This window comes from Glutamicibacter sp. TV12E, assembly GCF_052441935.1.
Classification (GTDB): Bacteria; Actinomycetota; Actinomycetes; order Actinomycetales; family Micrococcaceae; genus Glutamicibacter.
This window is the reverse complement of the sequence record NZ_JBQVVF010000001.1, coordinates 632,420-655,636: the sequence shown is the minus strand read 5'-3', so window position 1 is coordinate 655,636 and position 23,217 is coordinate 632,420. Positions and strand designations below refer to the sequence as shown.

Sequence of the window (23,217 nt, the reverse complement as noted above, 5' to 3'; positions counted from 1 at the left end):
CCGACGATCCATAGTGAAAGTGAAATAGGACACTTTAGTCTCGCATGGAAACCAGAATTTGCAAAAGCTCTGGCAACTGTTGCGGAGAAGCTATATTATGCGTGGCCAAAGTCGGCCCGGAACCTACTTTTATCCCAAGATCCTTGGGTTCCAGTACCTTGAATCCGTTTTCGTCGGTGACATCGTCACCGATGAAAAGCACCGCATCAACCAGTAACAAATCTTTAAGCCACGTTAAGCTCTCGCCCTTGTCTCCTTGATGCACCGAGGCTTCAAGGACCGCCTTGCCCTCGAGGAGCTTGACTCCGCCCATGGCGTTCAAAGCGGCCTTGGCCTCGCTGAGCGCGGCGTCGGCGGCCGCGGGTGTTGCGCGGCGCACATGCAGCACGGTTGCCGAAGGCTTGTATTCCAGGCTGACATCCTCGTAGGAATCGGCGACGGCCGCGAGTTCCTTGGTGATGCGAGCCAGCAAATCCTGCTGTTCGCTGCTCAGCGGCTTTTCGATCCATTGCCCTTTGAAGGGCTCTGGCAGCAGGCGCTCAGCACCGTGGGAGCCAATGCAGATTTCCGGCAGGGGCTCGGGGTAAACCTGCGCCAGGGACGCTAAATTGCGGCCGGAAACCAAGGCGGCAAAAACGCCAGGCAGCTGCCTAAGCCTTTCAAAAACCTCAGCCGACTCCGGAAGAGGCCGGGCGTCTTCGGGGCGGTCGACGATTGGCGACATTGTCCCGTCAAAGTCCAAGGCCACAAGAATATTCTGATGAGCTGCAAACCTGCTCAGCGCGGCGTGCAGTTCTGGGTCTAGGTCAGACACGTTTGTATCCCATCGAGAGTGTGCGGATCCTGGTGCCGGGCTAGCGGACGATGGCATCTGTCGAGGAAGCGGCGCTGATCTCAGCAAGTTCCGCGAGGAATACCTCTGACCAGCGGGCCACGGTATTCACCTTCAGGTGCCGATTCATCCGTCGCATGCGCTTCTCTTGCTCAGCCTCGTTCATATTGACGGCCTGGATGATCTTGTCCTTCATGCCGTCGATGTCGTGCGGGTTCACCAGCACGGCTTGGGTCAGCTGGTCAGCGGCGCCCGTGTATTCGGAAAGCACCAGTACGCCACGCCCATCCTGATGGGCTGCGACAAATTCCTTGGCGACGAGGTTCATGCCATCACGCAGCGCGGTCACCAGTAAAACATCGGCTGCCAGGTAGAGGGAAATCATCTCGCGCAGCGGATAGGACTGGTGCAGATAGCGCAGGGTGGTGTGGCTCAGGGTGTCGTGCTGTCCGGTAATTTGCCCAACCATCAGTTCGACCTGGTCGCGCAGCTCCATGTAGGTATCGACGTTTTCACGGCTCGGGCTGGCCACCTGGATCAGGCACACATCACCGGCGCGCAGTTGCTCGTCTGCAAGCAACTCGCCGTAGGCCTTGAGCCGGTGGCGAATGCCCTTGGTGTAGTCGAGACGATCCACACCGAGAATCACGGTTTTTGGATTGCCCAGTTCATTGCGAATCTGCGCGGCGCGGGCAATGATCTGCGGGTCGCGGGAAAGCTTTGCGATCTGCTCGGTATCAATGGAGATCGGGTGGGCCTTGGCCCGGCAGAGATTTTGCATTTGATTGTCAGCAGGGGGCGTGGCGACGTCGCCCTTGGTGGAGTAGTCGGTAAAGCGGCGCAGGCAGCGCAGGAAATTGGAGGCATCGGCTTCGCGCTGGAAACCAACAAGATCGGCGCCGGCTAGGCCTTGCAGGATCTGGGTGCGCCACGGCAGCTGCGAGAAGAGGCTGGCTGCCGGGAACGGGATGTGCAGGAAAAAGCCGATCTTCAGATCCGGCCGCGCCAAGCGGATCATCTGGGGCACGAGCTGCAGCTGGTAGTCATGGACCCATACGGTGGCATTCGGGGCGGCAATTTTCAGCACCGCGTCGGCAAATCGCTGATTGATCTTCTTGTAGCGGTCCCACCATGTGCGGTGGTATTCCGGGGGCACGATCACATCGTGATAGAGCGGCCACAAGGTGGAGTTCGAGAATCCTTCGTAGTACAGCTCCAGATCGTCTTCGCTCAGCGGCACTGGGACCAGATGGATGTCATCCTTGTCGAAGCTCTCCAATTCTTCGTCAATACCACCATGCCATCCAACCCAAGCACCGTCCGAAGCTGCCATGATCGGCGCCAGAGCAGTCACCAGGCCGCCGGGAGAACGCCGGAAGCCTTGTGTCCCGTCGGGATTCGTGATCCGGTCAACGGGCAGCCTGTTGGCTACGACTACCAAATCGTAAGATTGCTCGGTATTTTGGCTTGGTGCTGGGGTACCCACTTAAACCTCCTGGTTTGATCAAACTGTGCACCGGCGGGGTGCGGATTCGTCGGTTCTGAGTGAATGACTTTGTATTCGATTTTTTCTGTTGCGCTTTGCGGAAGGCCTTGGTGAAAAGCCGCTCCTATTGAAATCATACTGAATTTTTTCTCTTGCCATGTGAGGTTCCGCACGCTAAGCGGTGCGTCACAGCGGGCCCTGGCCTGAATCGGATGCCTTGCGCTCATGACTTGGTTGAATGATCAAGTACAGGCCTGGGTCCCGCTTTGGGCGCTGTATGCACAAGATATGCGTGTCCTGTGAAGGGTGGGCAATCTGGGGTTTTCCGGGATATTTGCGCAAAGAGTTGGCTAAGCTTGACCCAGATGACTGTTCGCTGCTGACTGAGGAACCACCAAATTTATGTCTACGAATAATCCGCGCCCAACTAAGGCGCAGCGCAACGCGAGCGCTCGCGAAAAAGCTGCCCAGCTACGAGCCAGCCAAGAAGCCGCTCAAAAACGCAAGTCACTTTTCGTGAAGCTTGGCGTTCTTGTCGCCGTCATTATTGTTATCGCACTGGTAGTTACGCTGATCGTCCGAAACAACAATGCGAAGATTGAAGACAGCGGTGCCACTCCTCAGGGCGCGACGGCTGCCGGCGGCATCATGGTAACTTCCGCTGACTCGGTTGCTGAGAAAACTACCGACCGGGTAGACGTTACGAAGCTGGCAGCTCCCGAAGAGCCGCTGGCTGCTCCTAAACCGCGTGACCTGATTGTCGCCAAGAAGGGCGAACCAATCAACATCACCATGTACGTGGATGCCAATTGCGTGCACTGCGCCGACTTCGAAGCCACCTACGGCGACCAGATCGAAAAATGGCTGGCCAATGGCGACGTTAACGTCGAGTACCGCAACGTTGGATACCTCGATGGTGGTTCGCCAACCAACTTCTCCTCGCGTGGCGCCAACGCTCTTGCTTGCGTCGCCGATGAGAGCCCGGCTGCCTACATGAAGTTCGTGAAGGCACTGTGGGGCCACTACCCAGAGGGCGAAATGAAGAACGCTGAACTGGCCCAGATGGCAGTGGACAATGGAGCCAGCGAATCCGTCAGCGACTGCATCGAAGGCGACAAGTTCCGCCCATTCGTCCAGTATGCGACCACCGCAGGCCAGTACGATGGCGTGAAGGGAACCCCTTCGATCTTCATCCAGGGCAAGGAACTCGTTTTGGGCACCGATGACTTCCCGACCAAGGTTGAAGAAGCGATCAAGGCAAACAAGTAAGTCCAAAGCCTAGCCCTAGACAACGAGGCGCGATCCGGTAAAATTTCTTATTGATCTCGCACCAAGACAAAGGGGAAGAAAGCCATCCGTGGTTTTCTTCCCCTTTGTCTTGTCCGCAACCCCTGCCGATTCGCAGACCAGCGGTGTTTTCAGATATTCTTATCCGGTACGCCCCCTTAGCTCAGCTGGCCAGAGCGTCTGTCTTGTAAACTGAAGGTCACCGGTTCGAATCCGGTAGGGGGCTCCACACTGGACGTAGCCCAGATGAGAACCGTGTTCATGATCTCCCATGACGCGGTTTCTTTCATTTCTGCCACCAGCATCATGGTGCTGAAGCCGTGCCTGCAAACCGGATGAGCACCGCACAGGTAGAATTCCTAGCGAGACCACAATCCTTGAGCCAGGGCGGATCGGCCCGATGTTCATCACCATTTGGAGGAGCCGACCATGGCCGGAGGCCTTGTAGCACTTTTGGACGACGTAGCTGCCCTGGTGAAAGTGACTGCGGCATCCCTTGACGACATAGCACTGGGCGCCGCCAAGGCGAGCACCAAGGCCATGGGCGTGGTGGTCGACGACGCTGCGGTAACGCCGCAGTACGTGGAAGGCATTTCGCCCAAAAGGGAACTGCCGATCATCTGGAAAATCGCGGTGGGCTCCATCCGCAACAAGCTGGTCTTCATCCTGCCAGTCGCCCTGCTGCTGTCCTACTTCGCCCCGTGGGCGCTGACCCCGATCCTGATGCTCGGTGGCGCCTACCTGGTCTTCGAGGGTGCGGAAAAACTTCTTGAAGCCTTCGGCTGGATCAAGCATCACGGCGCCGGCGAAGCAGGCAAGGAGCGTGATGAAAAGTCCATCATCAACTCAGCGGTGCGCACCGACTTGGTGCTCTCGGCGGAAATCCTGGTGATTTCGCTCAACGAGGTAGCCCACGAACCGTTCCTTACCCGTGCGCTGATCCTGGTTGTTGTTGCCGTCATGATGACCGTGGTGGTTTACGGCGCGGTGGCACTGATCGTGAAGATGGACGATATCGGCCTGCACATGGCCGCGAAGCCGCGCAAGCTATCGCAAAAAATTGGCCGCGGCCTGGTCAAAGCCATGCCGATCATCATGTCCGTGCTCAGCAAGGTCGGCGTGGTTGCGATGCTGTGGGTCGGTGGCCACCTGTTGCTGGTGGGCATGGACGAACTTGGCTGGCACGCCCCGTACGGCTTTGTGCACCATGTCGAAGAGCTGGTGCATCACGCAACCGGTTCAGCAGGCGCGGTGCTGGGATGGTGCGTCAACACCGCATTCTCCTGCGTGGCCGGATTCATCATGGGCGCGATCATTACGGTGATCGTCCTGGGGATTCAAAAGCTGCGGAACAAGGGCAAGGTCGAGGCCGCCCACTAAGGCCAAGGCCCAAGCCCGGGCCGGCACCCCGCGTACAATGGATAAGTTGCCGCCCCAGGCGCGGTCATCCGCGTCCAGCCAAACTGTCTGGCCGCCATGGAAAGATCGATGCGTGTTGAGTAAAGAACAAAAAGAGCAGGCTGCTGCCCGTCATGCGCGCGGAGCCTATTTCACCCCGGAACCCGTCGCCGCCTTCATGGCGCAATGGGCCCTTGATGGCCAGGCCGCGAGCGTCCTGGAACCCTCGTGCGGTGACGCTCAATTCCTTGAAGCCGTGCATCGCGAGCTGGGGGAGCGACAGGGCGGTGTGCAGCTGCTGGGCTACGAATTGCACGAGCCCACCGTGGCCCAGGCCCGCAAGCGACTGGCCGCCCAGGGAATCAACGCGCGGATTGAACAAGCGAACTTTTTTGATATCGACGGCACCGCGGACATGGACGTGGTGATCGGCAACCCTCCCTATGTGCGCTACCAGCTGCACCGGGGAGCGGATCGCCAGCGTTCGCGGCTGGCGGCCAAAGCAGCCGGGGTGGAACTGAACGAGCTGGCCAGCATCTGGGCGGCCTTCGTGGTTCACGCGACCAGCTTCCTGGCTCCGGGCGGGCGGATGGCCCTGGTGCTGCCCGCGGAACTGATGTTCGTCAACTACGCCGGCGTGGTGCGGGCGATGCTGCTCGAGCGCTTTGCCACCGTCCACCTGGCAGTCTTTGAAGAACGGCTCTTTGCCGACGCCCAGGAAGAGGTGGTGCTGCTGCTGGCCGAGGGCTACCAGCAGGGCCCCAGCGGCCATTTCCAGCTGCATCAATTCCGCAATGCCCAGGACCTGGCCCAGTTGGGATCCGGCACCCGCCACGAACCGCAGCGTGCCGCGGATCGCTGGACCGGTTCGCTGGTCGGGCTCGAAGCCCAGGGCATTCTCGCCGCCGCCAGCGCCCAGGGCCATTTCGCCCCACTCAAGTCCTGGGGCGAAACCTCGCTCGGCGCGGTCACCGGCAATAACAAGTGGTTCACCTTCAGCAGCGATGAGATCCATGAGCTCGGATTGCCAGAAGCGGACCTGATTCGCATTTCACCGCCTGGCTCCAGGCACCTTCGCGGACTGGAGCTTGACCAGGCCGGGTGGGAACAGCTGCGGGATCACGGAGCAGCGGCCTATCTGTTCAGGCCCTCGGGCGAACCGAGCGCCGCCGGAGAACATCTTGTGGCCAGCGGCGAGCTGTCCAACGTGGACCAGGCCTACAAGTGCAAGGTGCGCTCGCCGTGGTGGCGGGTGCCGGTGCTTTCGGTGCCGGATCTGTTCATGACCTATATGAACGCTGATACGCCGAGGCTTACAGCTAACGAAGCCGGCGTGCACCACATCAACTCGATCCACGGCGTTTACCTCGGCGCGGACGTGCGCGAGCTGGGCCGCGGCCTATTGCCCTTGGCCTCGCTGAACACGCTGACCATGCTGGGCGCCGAAATGGTCGGGCGATCCTATGGCGGCGGGATCCTCAAGCTTGAACCGCGCGAGGCCGATGTGCTTCCGGTGCCTTCCATCCCCATGGTGCAGCGCTTCGCACAGGAACTGCACGCCATCAAGCCGCAGGTGCGCGAAATGCTGGCGGCCGGGCATAAGCAAGAAGCCACCGAAGCGGTAGACCGGATCGTTCTGGAACAAATGCTCGAGCTGGATCTGGCAGCGGTGGAAACCCTGCGCGCAGCACGCAGGAACATGCTCGATCGCCGCAAGGCGCGAAGCAAAGCGGTGAAGGGATAAACGTGGCTAATCCTGTGGTTGAGAAAACCCTGGCCTTTGCGGAATTTGATATCACTTTGATGTCAGCGGCCAAAGACTCGCCGTGGCTGAGCAACGGCGCGGTCACCGAAGAATTCAACCCGTCCTATTCCGTGCTGGAACGGCTGTTGAGCATTCCGGTGCGCAATAAGGCCGTCACCCGATCCGGGCGCTTTGCCCAAGGCGTGGACGCCTGGCTGGCCCACGAACTGCGTCGTGCCGGATTTGACGCAGACCTTGTCTGGCCGCGGCCCGAGGCACCGCGGGTGCTCTCCAGCGACATCTTGGACCTGTTGCGCCGATTGCCCGAGCGATTGGCCGACGAGGTCCACGAGTCGATCATGGCCGGAAAGGCGGGGAGCACCGATGCGAGGATCCTGGGCCGCGCCTACATGAAACAGACCGATGTGGTGATGACCCATTGGTCCACCGGCCCCGAGCTGCTGCTGAGCACCAAGGCCATGACGTCATCGTTCGGCAAGAACCTCGCCAACCGCTATGAAGAAGCCTATGGAGACGCAGCGAATCTTCGCGCGCGGTATCCGCTGGCAGCGGTCGGGTTCTTCTTCGTGCAACGCGCCACCATCCTTGAATCGGAACCGGCGGCCTTCCGCCGCACCGTGGACATGATCCGCAAGCTGCGGGACTTCGGCGATGGGTTTGGCTATACCGCGACCGGCCTGCTGCTGGTCGACTGGGACGATGCCGCGGATAACCCGGAAGTCAGGTGCGTGCACCCTCCGGTGCCCCAGGACATCGCCACGGCACAGTTCCTTAATGCCATGGTCGACACCGTCCTTAAAGTCACCCCCATCGACCTCCACGAAGCGGCCCGCGCTCGCCGAGCCGGTGAAGTGGCGCCGCTGCCCGGTCATGAATGGGCCGACGAGCAGCAGGACGCCCTCTTCTAGGCCCTAGATCATTCCAAGTGCCGGCATCTGGTCGCCGCAGGGCAGCTGAATGCCCAATGATGGCCCGATTGTTCCAGCCGCGGCAAAACATGGCGCAGGAATCGCGGCTGGCGGCGCGATGATCTCCACGCAGTCTTCCGAGGCCTGCGGCAAGTTCTCCACCCACTCCCAGGCGGCCTGGGTAGCACGGTAGATGAACTTCAGCCGGCCATCCTGTTCGAAGCTGCGTTCGCGGTCCCACAGCTCGGAGCGTTCGTAAAAGGCCCAGGAAGCAGGATTTTGCGCATCGATCACGATGATGGGCGTTTTGCCCGAGCGCACTGCGTGCTCCAGGCGCAATGAGGTCACATGCTGGCGGATGCCCAACCGGCGGTACTCGGGACGCACAGCCATGCAGCCCAGCTCCACGGCGTTCATCGAGTCGGTGGGTGCGACGATCGAGTCGTGAACCAACCCGGCAGCAACGAGCGTGCCACGGTCGCGCACCGTGACCAGCAGGCTGAGCCGGTCGAATTTCTGGTGCCAGCGCTGGTCGATGACAGGGTAGAGCTGTGCCAATTCTTCACGCTGCTCTGGCAGAACGCAGAGCGGTGACAAGGAAAAGTTCAGGTTTTCAAACACTGGGTACGGTCCTAGAGAAAAAGAACGAACGAAAAATGAGGCTTTTGCGCGACCAGGTCTGACCTGCCGTGCGGTTTCGTTGGCCTTGAGGGGACCGATGCCGGCGGCTTCCGGCAACATCCTTGTAGGGTCCAGTTTGAGCTCGATGAGCTAGAAAAATTATGGAGTCTAAAGTCCCGTTTTGACAAGTGGAAACAGCTACTTTTAGGTGACATGAAAATAAACTATTTGGCGCGGTTTTTCCGGGCTGATCATGTGGCATATCCGGAGGCTGAAAGATCACCGTGCGCTTGGGTTTGAGCGCGTCTGCCGCGGTGCGGCCTGCCGCTTGAAGCCGGCTGCCGATTTGGTGCGCGAGTTATCACCAGCTAAGATCATTTAGGTGCTTGGCCCTGCGGTCAAAGCGCAAGTATGGATCTTTAGCTCAGTTGGTTAGAGCGTTCGCCTCACACGCGAAAGGTCGCTGGTTCGAGTCCAGTAAGATCCACGAAAAAATGCCACCAGAGATGGTGGCATTTTTGCGTTCATGGAGCTTCGCCATGCAAAGCGGGCTCTAGGCCCCGAGCAATTCGTGGACGCGGGGCTTCACTTCTTCGCCCAGCAGCCTAATGCTGTTCATCATGGCCTCATGCGGCAATGATCCGGCTGAGTACTTGATGTCAGCGCGGGATAGCCCGAGTTTCCTGGTGGCCGAGGCGAGCTTCGAGGCTACGGTTTGCGCGCTGCCGGCCATCATTGCCCCCTCCTGCCCCATGGCGGCCTGCAATCGCATCTTGCTCGCTGGCGGCCATCCGCGCTCGGCGCCCAGCCGGTTCATGGTCCGCTGGTAATGAGGCCAGAGGGTTTCCAGCGCTTCCTCGTCGCTGCCGGCCACCAACCCGTGGAAGTGCGCGGCCACCGGTTGTTCATCGTGCCCGAATTCCTTGAGGGAACGTTGGTACAAATGCACCAGTCCTTCAAAGCCCGAGGGCTGGCCCCCGATGATGGCCAGGAACAGCGGAAGCCCGTGGCGCGCGGCGCGAACAACAGACTGCGGGCTGCCACCGACGCCCACCCAAGTGGTCAGCGGCTGGTTCTCCAGCAGGGGATAAACCTGCTGGTTGCGAAGTGCGGAGCGGTGCTTCCCGTGCCAGACCACCGGATTTCCATGGCGCAATCTGGCCAAGAGATCCAGCTTCTCCTCGTAGAGCTCTTCATAGTCATCAAGCTCGAAGCCGAACAACGGGAAAGATTCAATAAAAGATCCGCGCCCGGCCACGATTTCGGTGCGCCCCTGGGAAATGGCGTCGAGGGTTGCAAAGCGCTGGTACACCCTGACCGGATCATCGCTGGAAAGGACCGTCACGGCGGTGCCCAACTTGATCTGCTTGGTGGTGCTGGCCAATGCAGCCAACACGATCTCCGGGGCGGATACGGCATAATCATCGCGATGGTGTTCGCCGACGCCAAAGAAGTCCAGATTCGCTGCTTCGGCCGCCTGGCCCTGGGCGATGACGTTGCGAATCACCTGCGCATGGGTCAGAGGATCGCCCTGAGCGTCCTCGCTGATGTCGCCAAAGGTTTCGGCGCCGATCTCCGGCAAGAGAAGTTTGCTGCTCATCAATGACCTCCGATATGTATGCAAAAGCATCTAAATTCAAATACTTGCAACCACAATCGAGCCGGCGATATTCCGCAGGCAGGAATTGCCGGGAAATGTGTTCGGCGCTACCTAGTGACTTACGCACGTTCACGCGAACTTATTGCCCGTGGGTTGTATCGTAAATTGCATGGGAAAGCATTGGCTGAGGGGGCAAAATTAGTGGCGCATCGATCTGACGAAGAGCATGGTGCTGTGCCACCACAGATCGGCGAAGATCCAGCGCCATCGGCCGGTGCACTACCTCGTATTTCCACCAGTGAAATCAACATGGGCTTTCATCCGGAAGTACCGCTAGAAGAGCCGCCCACTGCTTCTGAGCTCCCGCTGAACACGGCAGTCAGCGCCAACGTGGCCGCTGCCGACGCCTCGGATATCGAGTGGCGCACCGGCCAGGTCCACACCACCGATGAAGGCATCACCCTGATGCCAACGCGCGCCAACCCGGTGGCGCGCCGGCTGCTGGCAAAAATGTGGATCTCGGACACCCCGCCAACCCAGGCGCTGAACATTGTCGAGCGTCTGCAGGGAACCCCTTACGCCAATCCCAAGGTCAACGACCAGCAGGACGCTTCATCGCGTCGCACCATGGAATTCGCCTTGGACTTGGGGGAGACCCTGATCCGCTATGGCGCTGGCGCGTTGGAAGTGGAAACCAGCATCATCGCGGTGACCGCAGCGCTGGGTTTGAGCCATTTGGACGTGGACATTACCAACCAGTCCTTGCACTTGAACTACAGCCCGCCTGATGCCGAAAGCTATTCGGTATTGCGCGTGGTCCGTTCCTATACCTCCAACTACGCAGGGCTCGTCCTGGTGCATGAGCTGGTCTCGGACATCATCGCGGGCGGCGTGTCGCGCAGCGCTTCGGCCAAGCGCCTGAAAGAAATTACGCGCCGGCCAAAGCCCTTTCCCCGGTGGATTGTCGCTTGCGGGCGTGCCCTGTTCGCAGCGGCATTTGTGCTTTTCATTGGCGGCTCATGGGCCGGCGCGCTGGTGGCCATGTTCTCCTCCAGCCTAGTCACCCAGATTGGCCGATACGGCTCGCGCTGGCGGGTCCCCGAATTCTTCACTATTGCCGCATCGACGATGGTCATCACCGGAATCGCATTGATTGGGCATCAGCTGCATGCCCCGTTGGATCCGGCGCTGGTGGTTTCCGGCGGTATCCTGCTCTTGCTGCCTTCGGGGCGGTTTGTCTCGGCGCTGCAAGATGCGATCAACGGTTTCCCGGTGACTGCGGTGGGGCGCTTGTTCTCCGCCAGCCTGACCTACGGCGCGATCTTGAGCGGCATTGCCGCGGCATTGGTGGTCTCCGATGTGCTCGGCGGCGGGGAAGTCGATGTACACCAGATCGTGACTACCGAGTACCCCGCATGGCTCTTGGTCGTGCTGGTTGCTGTCGCCATTGTGGCCGGTGCCATTACGGAGCAAAGTGCGCTCCGCTTGCTGCTGCCTACCGCTGGCATTGCGGTGGGCGGCTACCTCGTGCAGCTGCTCGCCGAGAACATGGGCCTGGGCGACCGTGCGGTTCCAGCACTTGTCGCCACGGTCGTCGGTTTTGCGGCTCGCTTCGCGTCAGACAAATTGCGCACGCCGCAGCTAGTTCTGGCAGCACCGGCGGTCATGTTCCTGCTTCCAGGCCTCATGATCTTCCGGGCGATGTACGGCATCGTGATCAACGTCGATGACATGGCTACAGGTCTCGTCGAGATGTTTAACGCGATGGCCATCATGCTCTCCATCGCCGGAGGAGTCGTCTTCGGTGAAACCCTTTGCCGCCCGCTCACTTCTAACGCCCGGCGCGAACGGCGACGCATCCGCCGCCGCTAGGCGACCGGCAAAGTCCAGTCAATCGGCTCTTGTCCCTGTGCGGACAGGAGCCGATTGGCTTCTGAAAAGGGTTTTGAGCCGAAAAAGCCCCTCGAAGCCGAGAGCGGCGATGGATGGGCGCTGCACAATTGCGGCAGATTCCCCAGGGCAGGCGAGAACTTCTGTGCATGATTGCCCCAGAGAATGGCGACCGGGGGCGCGGAACGCTCGTTCAGAGCGGACAGCAGGGCCGCGATGATTGGTTCCCACCCGATCTTTTGATGTGAACCGGCCTGGCCTGCGGTGACCGAAAGCACCTGGTTGAGCAGCAGTACCCCGCGTTGCTGCCAGGCACTCAGATCAGGATGCGACGCTGGGGTGATTCCCAAGTCGGCTTCGAGCTCCTTGTAGATGTTATTCAACGAGCGTGGCAATGGGCGGACATGCTTGTTGGCCGCAAAGGCCAATCCGTTGGGATGCCCCGGTGTCGGGTAGGGGTCTTGGCCGATGATCAGGACCTTGACCTCAGCTAAAGGCAAAGATAGTGCGCGGAACATCACCTCGGGATCGGGGAGCAATGTTTCGCCTTGTGATGAACGTTCGGTTAATTCGAGGGCAAGCTGGCGAAGATTTTCATCTTGCTTGCTGAGCGCTGGAACCCAATCTTGAGCAATAAATCCGTGGTCGGCCATGGATTGCGCGCCGTGGAAGAACGGGAATTCTGCTGGTTCATACACGGGTGCCGGCGGTGGCCCAGGAGCCTCGAACAGGGGTTCTTGCATTTCATCCATAGACGCTATTGTTCCGTTTTTCTGGCGTGCCTGTGCCAGGCCACACGGCGATAGCTAAAGAGATTGGTTAGAATGTCGGTGGTATGTCTACCAGTAGTGGAGTACATGCGTGAATGAAATGCGCAAAAACTGAGCCGAGGACAGAGGTGAGAACGGATGGCTGAGAAAGAGTTGTTGGTGGATTTTGTGATGAACCCAGACTCGGAACTCGACGAACGTTCGCAACAGATCCTGAGCTTGGAAAAATTGTGGTGGAAGTATGCCGGAGCCAAGGAACAAGCGATTACCAAGCAGTTCTCCATGTCTCCAACAAATTACTATCAGCTGCTGAACCAGCTGATTGAGACGGATGCGGCGATGGCCTACGACCCGATGCTGGTTAAGCGACTGCGCAGAACACGTTCAACAAAACGTCGTGTGGGCGGTAAGGTCGGCTCGGGACGATAACCCAGCCTGCCGTGACCAGTCAGACCTCGAGCAAGGACAAGAATGACCAACTACCCGCGTGACGAATTTGATCGCGTTCCGGAGTTCAACACCCGTGTCGGTTCACACCATGCGCACGGATGGGCGCAGTCCGCGGCCTCAAAGTCAACCGGTGGCAAATTGCTGTGGGTAGTGCTGACGGCCGTGATCGTCCTGGCCATCGGTGTAGCATCCTTCATCTTTGGCCCCCAGCTCAAAGACAGCCTCGCGGGCCCTTCGAGCGATGAGAGCTTGCAGTCCCAAGACGGCGGGGAGTCTGCCGATAGTTCGCAGGAGGCTTCACCCAGCGAATCCGCATCGCCATCCAGCACCATCGATGAAGCAGACGTGCTCTTTGGCCAGAAGATCGGCGTGTACAACGGCGCAAATGTTGCAGGCGTCGCGGGTGCTGGCGAAGAGGCCATGGCAGAAGCCGGGTTCACCAACATCGTCGCCGATAACTGGAGCAAGCCGGCGGATGTTTCCGCTGTGTACTACATGTCAGAGGCCTACCGCACCACCGCGGAAAAAGCTGCTGAAGTCCTTAATATTGACGAAGTTTTGCAGACCAATAACATTCCCGATCGGGTCACCATCGTGCTGGGCACCGATGACCCGCTGGGGCTGAACGAATAATTCGTTCATAATTCCCTTCGCTCAGAGCCGACCGGCTTGCACTCGCCATGCGAGAGTGCCAATATTTGTATTAGCACTCTTACGCTGCGACTGCTAACGCCGGTCGGTTTTTGCGTTCCCTGCGGAACGTGAACGCACCGGTTAGCGCCACGGCGGATGGAGCGTGGAAAATACCTCAGATAGCGAGAGCTGAAACGGTTGCCGGCCCGATGCCGCACCGGTCCACTCGTCCGTCGCGGGCGCTGTCTGTCGGTTGCATTTTCGCAAAATCGTCCCGAAAGGACCGAAAGCCACTATGGCCAAGATGATTGCATTTGACGAGGAAGCACGCCGCGGACTCGAGCGCGGACTGAACACCCTTGCTGACGCGGTAAAGGTGACCTTGGGCCCACGCGGCCGCAACGTTGTTCTGGAGAAGAAGTGGGGCGCTCCTACTATCACCAACGACGGCGTGTCCATCGCTAAGGAGATCGACCTCGAAGATCCTTACGAGAAGATCGGCGCCGAGCTGGTCAAGGAAGTTGCCAAGAAGACTGACGACGTCGCTGGCGACGGTACCACCACCGCTACCGTGCTCGCACAGGCACTGGTCAAGGAAGGCCTGCGCAACGTTGCTGCAGGTGCCGATCCGATCGCACTGCGCCGCGGTATCGACAAGGCTGTAGAAGCCGTCACCGCAGAACTGTTCGCCGCAGCGAAGAAGATCGAATCCAAGGAGCAGATCGCTGCTACCGCTTCGATCTCCGCTGGCGACAAGGAAATCGGTGGCCTGATCGCTGAAGCTCTCGACAAGGTCGGCGAGCAGGGCGTTATCACCGTTGAAGAGTCCAACACCTTCGGCCTGGAGCTGGAGCTGGCCGAGGGCATGCGCTTCGACAAGGGCTACATCTCCGCTTACTTCGTCACCGACGCAGAGCGCCAGGAAACCGTCCTGGAAGACCCATACATCCTGATCGTCAACTCGAAGATCTCCTCGGTCAAGGACATGGTTACCTTGCTGGAGAAGGTCATGCAGTCGAACAAGTCGCTGCTGATCATCGCCGAAGACGTCGAGGGCGAAGCCCTGGCCACCCTGATCCTGAACAAGATCCGTGGCCTGTTCAAGTCCGTTGCCGTCAAGGCTCCGGGCTTCGGCGACCGCCGCAAGGCCATGCTGACCGACATCGCCATCCTGACCGGTGGCCAGGTTGTTTCCGAGGAAATCGGCCTGTCCCTGGACAACGTTGGCCTCGAAGTTCTGGGTACCGCCCGCAAGGTCGTTATCACCAAGGACGAGACCACCATCGTTGAAGGCGGCGGCGAAGCCGACGCGATCGACGGCCGCAAGGCCCAGATCGCAGCCGAGATCAAGAATACCGACTCGGACTACGACCGCGAGAAGCTGCAGGAGCGCCACGCAAAGCTCTCTGGCGGTGTCGCTGTGCTGAAGGCCGGCGCTGCTACCGAGGTGGAGCTCAAAGAGCGCAAGCACCGCATCGAAGATGCCGTGCGCAACGCCAAGGCAGCCGTTGAAGAAGGCATCGTCGCCGGTGGTGGCGTTGCACTGATCCAGGCTGGCGCTGCTGCATTCGCAAAGCTTGAGCTGGAAGGCGACGAAGCAACCGGCGCGAACATCGTTCGCGTTGGCATCGAAGCTCCACTGAAGCAGATCGCACTGAACGCTGGCATGGAGCCAGGCGTTGTCGCCGACAAGGTCAAGGGCCTGCCTGCTGGCCACGGCCTGAACGCTGCCACCGGTCAGTACGTTGACCTGCTGGAAGCTGGCGTGAATGACCCAGTGAAGGTGACCCGTTCGGCACTGCAGAACGCAGCTTCGATCGCTGGCCTGTTCTTGACCACCGAAGCTGTTGTTGCAGAGAAGCCAGCTCCTGCTGGCGCTGCCCCAGCCGGTGGCGATGACATGGGCGGCATGGGCGGAATGGGCGGCTTCTAAGCCCTCCATGCTGATCTAGTGCATCACCTGCGCTGATGGCCTGGTACCTTCGGGTACCAGGCCATCAGTAGTTAACGCGGCGAATACGGGCTAGGGCATCCAGCTCTGCAGATGTTCCAGCTCTCGACCCAAGTTGGTTCGCGCAGCCGATTCCCACCGTTCGCGTCCAGCTGCCGTAGCGTAAATCGAGACCTTGGCCAGCAGGGCCGAGAGTATCTTGCTGCGTCCTTCAGCCAAAACGTGGCGGGGAAGGTGGGCATACTCTTGATAGATCGCATGGGCATAACGTTGATAGGCCGCTTCGGGGCGGGCCAATACTTCCAGATCCGCATCGCACAAGATCCGTCCCAGGCGGTCCGTTTCGCCCGGGTTATGTCCCGCGGTCAGCAAGATCAGGTCGCTGATCGAACCAACAGCGGCCGGGGAGAGCACTCCGTCGAGTCTTTCACGTGCCAGCACCGCAGATTTGATTTCGTCCTCGCTGCTCCCTTCATATACCGCGTCGTGGAACCACGCCGCCAGCTGCACCAGCAGGAGTTCTCCAGGTGAAAGCTTTTCACCGAGGCGATCCACCGCTTCGAGCACCGAAAGCAGATGGACGCGGTCATGATAATAACGGTGGTCCTGGGACCACATCTCGAGCAGCTCCTGGCCCAGCTGCGGCTCGGTCGGCAACGTCCGCGACCACCGCCGGCGCAATATGGCGTCGAGCTTTTCAGGGCGGTATTTGGCGGGGATTCTCAAGCCCGAGGCGATCAGCGCGCGCACCAGTTCGCCGCCGGTGACTTCCTGCGCACCGGCCTGGACAAACTGTTCATAGCGTTCTGCGGGGACGTCGTAGTGGTCCTTGTCGAACGCCCGCGGCGAGATTCCCTGCTGTGCGGCGAATTGATGGAGTTCCTCCAGGGACGTGTCCGAGACCAAATGGGCAAAGACGGTGCCATGCGCAGGCCAACGCGGCGGGTCGATCAGAATGCTCATGAGCCAAGCCTACTGATCAACCAACCGCAGCGCAGTTGCCGATCAGTATCGGAACAGCGACGTGTTGACCTGTTCAACTTCCTCGTACTGCATCGAGGCATGATTCAAGGCGCTGGCGATGCTGCTGAGCGCCTCTTCGATCTGCACGTGCGTGGAACGCCATTCGGCAACGATGGACTGGAATGAAGCGGCTGCTGAACCCTGCCAGGTGCTTTGCAACTGGTCAAGATTCATCTGCATGGTCGAGACCTCGTGGCGCAATCGATCAATGGTATTCATGACTGCCTGGGACTTAACCTGCATCTCGCCGGTATTTGTGGAGAACGTGCTCACGGACCTGGTCCTTTCCTTGGTGGCTGTATCGAAAGCTCGATGCAACCAATCTAGAAAGCCGTCCAGCGCCGTCGAGGGGAGCGAGCGCTGAATGTGGATAATTCCGCGCGGTGCGGCCCGGCGCTCAGTCTTCGATCTCCGGCTCTGGCCGTTCGATCAGTGGCACGTATGGCAGGGAAATGGACATGGTGGCACCGCCACCGGCAGTTTCAGCCAAGGCGACCGATCCGCCATGCTGCTGGACGATGGCAGCAACGATGGCCAGCCCGAGGCCCGAACCGCCGGTTTCCCGCTGTCGAGAGCTATCTGCGCGGTAGAAGCGCTCGAAGATCCGCTTGGCATCTTCTTCTGGGATGCCGGGCCCGTGGTCCCTGATTTCAATGACCGCGTCCATGGCGCCAGCCACCAGCGAACGCACCCCGACGGCAATCTCCAGGGGCGTGCCCTCGGGAGTGTAGCGCAGCGCATTGGTCAGGAGATTGGCGATGATCTGGCGGATCCGAGCGTCATCGCCCACGGTGCTTGCCGGGCTGGGGCGATCGCTGGTCAACCCGACGAGCTTGACGGCACGGTCTGGCGCCCGCACCTTGGTGTCTTCCACGGCGTCCTGGCCCAGGACCAGCAGATCCACCGGTTGCTTCTCCATTGGGCGCTGCTCATCCAGGCGAGCAAGCATGAGCAGGTCCTCCACCAGGCGGGCCATGCGCTTGGATTCGGCTTCGATGCGCCCCATGGCCGAGTCCATGGCTTCGGGGTCCGCCAGGCCGCCGTAGCGGTAGAACTCGGAGTATCCCTGGATGGTGACCAGGGGAGTGCGCAGTTCATGAGAGGCATCCTGGATGAAGCGGCGCATCTTGCGTTCAGAGGCCTCCCGGTCATGGAAGGCCTTTTCAATCTGGGCCAGCATGGCGTTCAGCGAACGGGAGAGCCGGCCGACCTCGGTCTCCGAAGGATAGTCCTTCACGCGCTGGGACAGGTCTCCGGCGGCAATCATCGAGGCGGTGCGCTCCACGTTATTCAACGGCTGCAGCGACCTGCCGGTAAGGCCGTAGGCGATCATGGACATGACCAGTGCGGCGAGCAACCCGGTAGAAAGCACCAGCACTGCGGTCTGGCGCACCGTGGAGTTCACGGTATCCAGCGGCAGAGCCAGGAACAGGTTGAGGTTGCTGCTTTCCAGCGGCACCATCATGGTTCGCCAGCCGGAGGACGTGGGGAAACTGCCGGGCACGGTGGAAGGAACCAGGGGGTTGGCTGCCAGCTGCTCGATTTGCTGGGGATTGAGCAACGGCAGATCCGAGGTGCTGCTGGGGCTCACCCGCGAACGCGGCATGATGTAGACGATCTTGCCTTCTTCATCACGGATGTCGGCGTAGGAGCTATTGAGGCCCAGCAAGGTCGGGTCGAAGTCCCCGTTCCCGTCGGAGCCGTCGTTGTCGTCGAGGGAATTCACGTATGCCTTGTTAAGCCCGTAGGCCATCGTGGGCCATGAAGCATTGAGCTGATCATCGATCTGGTTGGTCATCGAGATCTTCAGCGTATGCGAAGAACTGAGCGCGGTCGCGAAGATCGCGATGATCATCAGCCCCAGCATGACGGTGACGAGCTTGGTCCTCATAGAGGTTCGGCGCCATTTGGCTCGAATCGACTTCATATGCAGACTTTACAAGGCCTTCGTGTTCCTCCGTGAATTACTGGCGGCGATCCGGGGTGCGCATCAGGTAGCCGACACCACGCTTGGTCTGGATCAAGGCCGGCCATTCCGGACGGTCCACCTTGCGGCGCAGGTAGGAGATGTAGGACTCGACGATTGACGCGTCGCCATTGAAGTCGTATTCCCACACATGATCCAGGATCTGCGACTTGGAGAGCACCCGGTTGGGGTTCATCATCAGGTAGCGAAGCAGCTTGAACTCCGTGGGGGGACAGGTCGATGATCTCTCCGGCACGGCGCACCTCATGGGCATCGTCATCAAGCTCAAGATCGGCGACGACGATCGTGGCATTCTCCTCTTCGCCGCTCGCGGTGCGACGCAGAACGGCACGGATGCGCGCCACAACCTCGTCGAGGCTGAATGGCTTGGTGACGTAGTCATCGCCGCCGACGGTCAGGCCGGTGACCTTGTCGCTGGTGTCATCACGCGCGGTGAGGAACAGAACCGGGAAATGGCGTCCTGCCGCGCGGAGCTTGCGGGTAATGGTGAAGCCATCCATGTCCGGGAGCATGACATCCAGGACCGCCAGATCCGGTTCGTCTGCTTCGACCGCGGCCAGTGCCTCGCGTCCGTTGGCAGCTGCAACAACCTCGAAGCCGGCGAAACGCAGCGACGTGGAGAGCAATTCGCGGATATTCGGTTCGTCGTCAACAACGAGAAGTTTTGCTTCAGTGGGTTTTGCACTCATGAACCCCAGTCTGCACAAGAAGTCTGGGAGTCTGCTGAATGATTGCTGATTCTGGTTCTTCAGATGTTGCGGCGCTTGGCGATGTTGCTGATGACAACGGCCGCGGCGAGGAGAAAGGCCACCGGAAGTCCCCAGACAGCAAAGGCCATGACCACTGGCGGAATTGTGATGTGCTGGAAGTAGAGAACCAGCGTGGCAATCAAAGCGAGAGCCGAAATGACGGCAATGATGATTGCCAACCGGGAAATAAGGGTCATGGTTTTTGATGTTGTGCTCACGGTTTCTAGCTTAGCCTCGACCAGGGGTGCCCAGAGTGTCTTGCCGACCCTCGGTGCGCAAAGATGAATTCAGTGCTTCAGGGATGACATAATCTTAGATAAACGACTTGAAGCGATTTCGTACGTCGAGTACCCGGCAAGAAGCTAAGAAGAACCCCGGCTGTGACTCCGCGAAATCGTACATATGAATATGCATCGCACTGAGCAGGCCACGGCGGTGCACTGGGCTAAAGAACGAACGAGGTAAATGATCATGCCTAGCGGCAAGGTTAAATGGTACGAAAAGGCCAAGGGCTTCGGTTTTATTACCGCAGAGGATGGCAAAGAGATTTACGTCAATGCGGCTGCGCTGCCCGAGGGCGTTCATGACTTGCGCCCTGGCACCCGATTGGAATTTGGTGTCGCTGAAGGCCGCCGTGGACCTCAAGCACTGAGTTTGCGCCTGCTGGAACAAGCTCCTTCGGTGGCGCGCGCCAAGCGCAAAAAGCCCGAAGCCGAAGCAGTTCTCATTGAAGATCTCATCAAGTTACTCGACAACGTTTCCAATAGCTTGCACAAGGGGCGTTATCCTGAACAGGCATATGGCAAGAAGGTAGCTACCGTGCTTCGTGCGGTAGCCGACGATCTGGACGCATAAATAATGGCCCGTAAACCCAAGTTGGACACCATCCTCGCCGACGCAGTGGACGCTGCACGCGGCGCGCTCGCCGATATCGCCAGCGCGCAAGAAGTCGGCGACCACCTCGGGGTCATGGCGGAAGGTGAGCGACTTGTCACCCATCGTTTTGTCTCCCATAAAAAGGGGTATCAAGGATGGACTTGGTTCGCTACCCTCGCACGGGTTCCTCGGGCCAAGGTAAAGGATCTCACCGTCTGCGAAGTCGGCATCATTGCTGGTGACGATTCGCTTTTGGCTCCTGCCTGGGTGCCGTGGGCAGACCGGCTGGCCAAGGAAGAAATCGAAGCCGCCAAGGCCGCGGAAGCCGCGGAGGAAACCGGCGAGTCAGAAACTGATCAGCCACAGGAAGCCGATTCGGACTCGGATTCCGAATCCGGCCAAGCCGCCGGTGATGCATCGCCTGCTCCGGAGCAAGACGCCGAAGAGCTGGATGACGCCGAATCAGAGGACGCGCCTCACAAGTCGCCAGCGCGACGCCAAGTTCGACGCCGTCGCACCGCGCAGCGCACCGCGGCCCGTCGCCGGGCAGCGCAGCGCAACCGCACGCGCAAAGAAAACTAGTAGCTTGAACAGCGAGAGGGGCTCCGAAGAACATCTGTTCTTCGGAGCCCCTCCCGCTGTTTTACGAGCTAGAGCTGTTCGATGACAAAGTCGATGCACTTGAGCAGCGCAGCAACATCGCTTGGCTCGATGGCCACAAAGGTGGCAATGCGCAGCTGGTTGCGTCCCAGCTTGCGGTACGGTTCTACGTCAACCACGCCATTGGCGCGCAAGGCCTTGGCAATCGCCGAAGCATCTACCGAGTCATCGAAATCCACCGTGGAAATCACGTTGGAGCGGTGAGCCGGGTTGGCTACATAGAGCGAGGCGATCGAGGAGGCCTCTGCCCAGGCCTGAATCAGGCCTGCGGACTGTGCGGTGCGATCCGCAGCCCACTTCAGGCCGCCGTTGGAATTGATCCACTTGATCTGGGCGTCCAGGCCAACCAGAGTCGTCAACGACGGAGTGTTGTACGTCTGGTTTTTCAGCGAGTTATCCAGAGCCGTCTTCAAGTTCAAGAAGTCTGGGATCCAGCGGTCGGTAGCGGCAATTTCCTCAATGCGCGCGATGGCTGCCGGGGAAACGAAAGCCAGCCACAGGCCTCCGTCCGATGCGAAGTTCTTCTGCGGAGCGAAGTAGTAAACGTCGGTCTCGGCTAGATCCACGTCGAGGCCGCCTGCTGCGCTGGTGGCGTCAATGACGATCAGGGCATCTTCGCTGGCTCCGGCAACACGCTTGATCGGTGCCGCGGCACCGGTCGAGGTCTCGTTGTGCGGCCAGGCGTACACGTCGACGCCGGCTTCAGCGACCGGTTCCGGAACGGTGCCGGGCTCGCCAACGATAATCGTGGAAGATTCCAAGAATGGAGCCTTGTCGGTGGCCTTGGCGAACTTCGAGCCAAATTCACCGAAGGACAAGTGCTGCGCCTTGGAGCGGACCAGGCTGAATGCTGCTGCATCCCAGAATGCGGTGGAGCCGCCGACGCCCAACAGGACTTCGTAGCCCTCAGGTGCGTTGAACATTTCCTTGAGGCCGTCCTGAACCGAAGCTACGAGGTTTTTGACCGGTGCCTGGCGGTGGGAGGTGCCCAGCAACTTGGATCCTGCGTCGGCGATGGCCTGAACCTGTTCTGCGCGTACCTTGGAAGGTCCCGCACCGAATCGACCGTCGGCGGGCAGAAGGTTTTGTGGAATTTTGATGTCCGTGCTCATCGCGCTCCTCTTGTAGCGATAGATTGAAGTGCCTAACAGGCCACCGATGCCCGTAGTTCGGAATATTCAAGGGTGGCCGTGGCGTTTCAATAAACATCTTTGCAAATAGCAAGGGCACGTGAGAAAAACGCGACCGTCGGTTACGAAATCTGCTGGGCGGGTTAGATCCGCTTTCTGTCCGATAAACCAAGTAGAGTGGGGTATCGACGCCACGTATTATTCGAGCGAACTTAACTGTTGTGACTTCCAGGAGCGGCTGCTGTGTCTGATCTTATTGATACAACTGAGATGTATCTGCGTACCATTCTTGAACTTCAAGAAGAGGAGATCGTGGCTTTGCGCGCCCGAATTGCAGAACGTCTTGGCCACTCGGGTCCAACCGTGTCCCAGACTGTAGCCCGCATGGAACGCGATGGCTTGGTGGTCGTATCTTCAGACCGCCACCTTGCGCTGACTGAAAAAGGTCACGAATTGGCAACGAGCGTGATGCGTAAGCATCGGTTAGCGGAGCGCTTGCTCTCGGACATGATCGGCTTGGACTGGGAATATGTTCATGATGAGGCTTGCCGCTGGGAGCACGTCATGAGCGAGCGTGTGGAGCGCCGTCTCTATGACCTGCTGGGCAAGCCGACGGTGTCTCCTTATGGCAACCCGATCCCAGGCCTGGAGGTCCTTGGCGGGCCTAGTGTGGCTGAAATCTCATATGAAGTCCAGAATCTGGATGACGCGCTGCTCGCGGGGAATATCGGCCCGGTGGCCATTGAGCGCTTGGCTGAGCCGATCCAAACAGACCCAATCCTGCTCGGACAACTGAACGAAGGCGGAATTCGGCCTGGAGCAATTGTCACTTTGGAACGAGCAGATGATTACGTAGTGGTCCGCGTGCAGGGTATTGAAGGTGCCTTGGAGCTGCCAGTCGAGGTTAGCGGACACGTATTTGTGCGGGCTCAAAAAAGATAACGAAATTGTAACTTTCCCGGATGACCGGTAACGTTAATGATTGATGCCGTCGATCTGACCGGCATCGCCCGACTCCGTCGCGACCGCCTAGTGTTGCCCTGCGCCGGAAGTCGGTTACCAGTATTTGAGGGCAACAACGGGGGACCCACTACTTCGGCGTGCAAGCGCCTTGGGGTGAAGCTCTGCTTGATGCAGGCCGGTTCATTCTCCAGAACCGAACCCGACAGCTAACTTCGTAGGCGCAACAGTGAGAGGAATG

Annotated in this window: 21 protein-coding genes, 2 tRNA genes, 1 pseudogene and 1 riboswitch; of the genes and pseudogenes, 13 read left to right on the top strand and 11 right to left on the bottom strand. The window is 59.5% G+C overall.

All coding sequences use genetic code 11. The annotated features are described in order from the left end of the window. Positions 1 to 34: 34 nt before the first annotated feature. Together otsB and ACT7DV_RS02945 are read right to left on the bottom strand one after the other, a co-directional pair. Positions 35 to 814 carry a trehalose-phosphatase gene (gene otsB / locus ACT7DV_RS02950; protein ID WP_444660822.1) on the bottom strand — a complete coding sequence of 260 codons (780 nt, stop codon included), beginning with the start codon at positions 812 to 814 and terminating at the stop codon, positions 35 to 37. Between the two features lie 40 nt (positions 815 to 854). Continuing rightward, positions 855 to 2,318 (bottom strand): alpha,alpha-trehalose-phosphate synthase (UDP-forming), encoded by a 1,464-nt coding sequence (locus tag ACT7DV_RS02945; protein WP_444660821.1) that lies wholly within the window; start codon positions 2,316 to 2,318, stop codon positions 855 to 857. 402 nt (positions 2,319 to 2,720) lie between these two features. Here ACT7DV_RS02945 and ACT7DV_RS02940 point away from each other — a divergent pair, with 402 nt between their 5' ends. The 5 genes from ACT7DV_RS02940 to ACT7DV_RS02920 all read left to right on the top strand — a co-directional run bounded on the left by ACT7DV_RS02940 (position 2,721) and on the right by ACT7DV_RS02920 (position 7,676). Further along, positions 2,721 to 3,587 carry a DsbA family protein gene (locus ACT7DV_RS02940; protein ID WP_444660820.1) on the top strand — a complete coding sequence of 289 codons (867 nt, stop codon included), beginning with the start codon at positions 2,721 to 2,723 and terminating at the stop codon, positions 3,585 to 3,587. A gap of 170 nt (positions 3,588 to 3,757) precedes the next feature. Next, positions 3,758 to 3,834: transfer RNA gene (locus ACT7DV_RS02935), tRNA-Thr, on the top strand. A gap of 200 nt (positions 3,835 to 4,034) precedes the next feature. Further along, positions 4,035 to 4,985: a DUF808 domain-containing protein gene (locus tag ACT7DV_RS02930; protein WP_444660819.1), complete on the top strand. Its 951-nt coding sequence runs from the start codon at positions 4,035 to 4,037 to the stop codon at positions 4,983 to 4,985. Positions 4,986 to 5,097: 112 nt separating this feature from the next. After that, the gene (locus tag ACT7DV_RS02925) at positions 5,098 to 6,747 is read left to right on the top strand and encodes an HsdM family class I SAM-dependent methyltransferase (protein ID WP_444660818.1); all 1,650 of its coding nucleotides are present in this window, start codon (positions 5,098 to 5,100) and stop codon (positions 6,745 to 6,747) included. A 2-nt stretch (positions 6,748 to 6,749) separates the two neighbouring features. Then, the gene (locus tag ACT7DV_RS02920; RefSeq protein ID WP_444660817.1) at positions 6,750 to 7,676 is read left to right on the top strand and encodes a hypothetical protein; all 927 of its coding nucleotides are present in this window, start codon (positions 6,750 to 6,752) and stop codon (positions 7,674 to 7,676) included. A gap of 3 nt (positions 7,677 to 7,679) precedes the next feature. Here ACT7DV_RS02920 and ACT7DV_RS02915 read toward each other — a convergent pair whose 3' ends face one another. After that, positions 7,680 to 8,297 carry a GNAT family N-acetyltransferase gene (locus ACT7DV_RS02915; RefSeq protein WP_444660816.1) on the bottom strand — a complete coding sequence of 206 codons (618 nt, stop codon included), beginning with the start codon at positions 8,295 to 8,297 and terminating at the stop codon, positions 7,680 to 7,682. 413 nt (positions 8,298 to 8,710) lie between these two features. On the opposite strand from ACT7DV_RS02915, the gene ACT7DV_RS02910 reads away from it, so the two are divergent. Beyond that, positions 8,711 to 8,784 (top strand) — tRNA-Val (locus tag ACT7DV_RS02910). Between the two features lie 66 nt (positions 8,785 to 8,850). Here ACT7DV_RS02910 and ACT7DV_RS02905 read toward each other — a convergent pair. Beyond that, the gene (locus ACT7DV_RS02905; RefSeq protein ID WP_444660815.1) at positions 8,851 to 9,897 is read right to left on the bottom strand and encodes an Atu2307/SP_0267 family LLM class monooxygenase; all 1,047 of its coding nucleotides are present in this window, start codon (positions 9,895 to 9,897) and stop codon (positions 8,851 to 8,853) included. Between the two features lie 234 nt (positions 9,898 to 10,131). On the opposite strand from ACT7DV_RS02905, the gene ACT7DV_RS02900 reads away from it, so the two are divergent. Next, a complete protein-coding gene (locus ACT7DV_RS02900; RefSeq protein ID WP_444660814.1) occupies positions 10,132 to 11,769 on the top strand; it encodes a threonine/serine ThrE exporter family protein in 1,638 nt (545 codons plus the stop codon). Here ACT7DV_RS02900 and ACT7DV_RS02895 read toward each other — a convergent pair. After that, positions 11,766 to 12,539, bottom strand: a complete 774-nt coding sequence (locus tag ACT7DV_RS02895) for a uracil-DNA glycosylase (RefSeq protein ID WP_444660813.1) — start codon at positions 12,537 to 12,539, stop codon at positions 11,766 to 11,768. The genes ACT7DV_RS02900 and ACT7DV_RS02895 overlap by 4 nt on opposite strands. A gap of 156 nt (positions 12,540 to 12,695) precedes the next feature. Between ACT7DV_RS02895 and ACT7DV_RS02890 the strand changes: the two genes are divergently transcribed. From ACT7DV_RS02890 to groL, 3 genes are all read left to right on the top strand, one after another. Next, the gene (locus ACT7DV_RS02890; RefSeq protein WP_060700690.1) at positions 12,696 to 12,986 is read left to right on the top strand and encodes a DUF3263 domain-containing protein; all 291 of its coding nucleotides are present in this window, start codon (positions 12,696 to 12,698) and stop codon (positions 12,984 to 12,986) included. A gap of 42 nt (positions 12,987 to 13,028) precedes the next feature. Further along, the gene (locus ACT7DV_RS02885; protein WP_444660812.1) at positions 13,029 to 13,640 is read left to right on the top strand and encodes a LytR C-terminal domain-containing protein; all 612 of its coding nucleotides are present in this window, start codon (positions 13,029 to 13,031) and stop codon (positions 13,638 to 13,640) included. Between the two features lie 295 nt (positions 13,641 to 13,935). Then, the gene (groL, locus tag ACT7DV_RS02880; protein WP_444660811.1) at positions 13,936 to 15,573 is read left to right on the top strand and encodes a chaperonin GroEL; all 1,638 of its coding nucleotides are present in this window, start codon (positions 13,936 to 13,938) and stop codon (positions 15,571 to 15,573) included. 90 nt (positions 15,574 to 15,663) lie between these two features. Here the strand turns inward: groL and ACT7DV_RS02875 are convergent, their stop codons facing one another. From ACT7DV_RS02875 to ACT7DV_RS02855, 5 genes and pseudogenes are all read right to left on the bottom strand, one after another. After that, positions 15,664 to 16,554 (bottom strand): DUF4031 domain-containing protein, encoded by an 891-nt coding sequence (locus ACT7DV_RS02875; RefSeq protein ID WP_444660810.1) that lies wholly within the window; start codon positions 16,552 to 16,554, stop codon positions 15,664 to 15,666. Positions 16,555 to 16,596: 42 nt separating this feature from the next. Beyond that, complete coding sequence (locus tag ACT7DV_RS02870) at positions 16,597 to 16,887, bottom strand: WXG100 family type VII secretion target (protein WP_022874761.1); 291 nt, start codon at positions 16,885 to 16,887, stop codon at positions 16,597 to 16,599. Positions 16,888 to 17,011: 124 nt separating this feature from the next. Next, positions 17,012 to 18,505: a sensor histidine kinase gene (locus tag ACT7DV_RS02865; RefSeq protein WP_253917386.1), complete on the bottom strand. Its 1,494-nt coding sequence runs from the start codon at positions 18,503 to 18,505 to the stop codon at positions 17,012 to 17,014. A gap of 73 nt (positions 18,506 to 18,578) precedes the next feature. Further along, positions 18,579 to 19,290, bottom strand: a pseudogene (locus ACT7DV_RS02860) (response regulator transcription factor). A gap of 59 nt (positions 19,291 to 19,349) precedes the next feature. Then, a complete protein-coding gene (locus ACT7DV_RS02855; protein WP_444660809.1) occupies positions 19,350 to 19,568 on the bottom strand; it encodes a hypothetical protein in 219 nt (72 codons plus the stop codon). A 253-nt stretch (positions 19,569 to 19,821) separates the two neighbouring features. Here ACT7DV_RS02855 and ACT7DV_RS02850 point away from each other — a divergent pair, with 253 nt between their 5' ends. Further along, positions 19,822 to 20,205 carry a cold-shock protein gene (locus ACT7DV_RS02850; RefSeq protein ID WP_060703278.1) on the top strand — a complete coding sequence of 128 codons (384 nt, stop codon included), beginning with the start codon at positions 19,822 to 19,824 and terminating at the stop codon, positions 20,203 to 20,205. Between the two features lie 3 nt (positions 20,206 to 20,208). Further along, positions 20,209 to 20,808 carry a DUF3027 domain-containing protein gene (locus tag ACT7DV_RS02845; RefSeq protein ID WP_444660808.1) on the top strand — a complete coding sequence of 200 codons (600 nt, stop codon included), beginning with the start codon at positions 20,209 to 20,211 and terminating at the stop codon, positions 20,806 to 20,808. Between the two features lie 68 nt (positions 20,809 to 20,876). Here ACT7DV_RS02845 and serC read toward each other — a convergent pair whose 3' ends face one another. Continuing rightward, positions 20,877 to 21,998, bottom strand: coding sequence for a phosphoserine transaminase (serC, locus tag ACT7DV_RS02840; RefSeq protein ID WP_444660807.1), 1,122 nt, complete (start codon positions 21,996 to 21,998; stop codon positions 20,877 to 20,879). A 261-nt stretch (positions 21,999 to 22,259) separates the two neighbouring features. Here serC and ACT7DV_RS02835 point away from each other — a divergent pair, with 261 nt between their 5' ends. After that, positions 22,260 to 22,958, top strand: a complete 699-nt coding sequence (locus tag ACT7DV_RS02835; RefSeq protein ID WP_060700698.1) for a metal-dependent transcriptional regulator — start codon at positions 22,260 to 22,262, stop codon at positions 22,956 to 22,958. A gap of 91 nt (positions 22,959 to 23,049) precedes the next feature. Beyond that, a riboswitch (cyclic di-AMP (ydaO/yuaA leader) is annotated at positions 23,050 to 23,215 on the top strand. Positions 23,216 to 23,217 lie beyond the last annotated feature (2 nt).

Bases quoted from the DNA above. Each gene is read 5' to 3' on its own strand.
- ACT7DV_RS02895 (WP_444660813.1), bottom strand. From the start codon at position 12,539: ATGGATGAAATGCAAGAACCCCTGTTCGAGGCTCCTGGGCCACCGCCG.
- serC (WP_444660807.1), bottom strand. From the start codon at position 21,998: ATGAGCACGGACATCAAAATTCCACAAAACCTTCTGCCCGCCGACGGT.
- ACT7DV_RS02905 (WP_444660815.1), bottom strand. From the start codon at position 9,897: ATGAGCAGCAAACTTCTCTTGCCGGAGATCGGCGCCGAAACCTTTGGC.
- ACT7DV_RS02845 (WP_444660808.1), top strand. From the start codon at position 20,209: ATGGCCCGTAAACCCAAGTTGGACACCATCCTCGCCGACGCAGTGGAC.
- ACT7DV_RS02940 (WP_444660820.1), top strand. From the start codon at position 2,721: ATGTCTACGAATAATCCGCGCCCAACTAAGGCGCAGCGCAACGCGAGC.
- ACT7DV_RS02890 (WP_060700690.1), top strand. From the start codon at position 12,696: ATGGCTGAGAAAGAGTTGTTGGTGGATTTTGTGATGAACCCAGACTCG.
- ACT7DV_RS02865 (WP_253917386.1), bottom strand. From the start codon at position 18,505: ATGAGGACCAAGCTCGTCACCGTCATGCTGGGGCTGATGATCATCGCG.
- ACT7DV_RS02875 (WP_444660810.1), bottom strand. From the start codon at position 16,554: ATGAGCATTCTGATCGACCCGCCGCGTTGGCCTGCGCATGGCACCGTC.
- ACT7DV_RS02850 (WP_060703278.1), top strand. From the start codon at position 19,822: ATGCCTAGCGGCAAGGTTAAATGGTACGAAAAGGCCAAGGGCTTCGGT.
- groL (WP_444660811.1), top strand. From the start codon at position 13,936: ATGGCCAAGATGATTGCATTTGACGAGGAAGCACGCCGCGGACTCGAG.
- ACT7DV_RS02930 (WP_444660819.1), top strand. From the start codon at position 4,035: ATGGCCGGAGGCCTTGTAGCACTTTTGGACGACGTAGCTGCCCTGGTG.
- ACT7DV_RS02885 (WP_444660812.1), top strand. From the start codon at position 13,029: ATGACCAACTACCCGCGTGACGAATTTGATCGCGTTCCGGAGTTCAAC.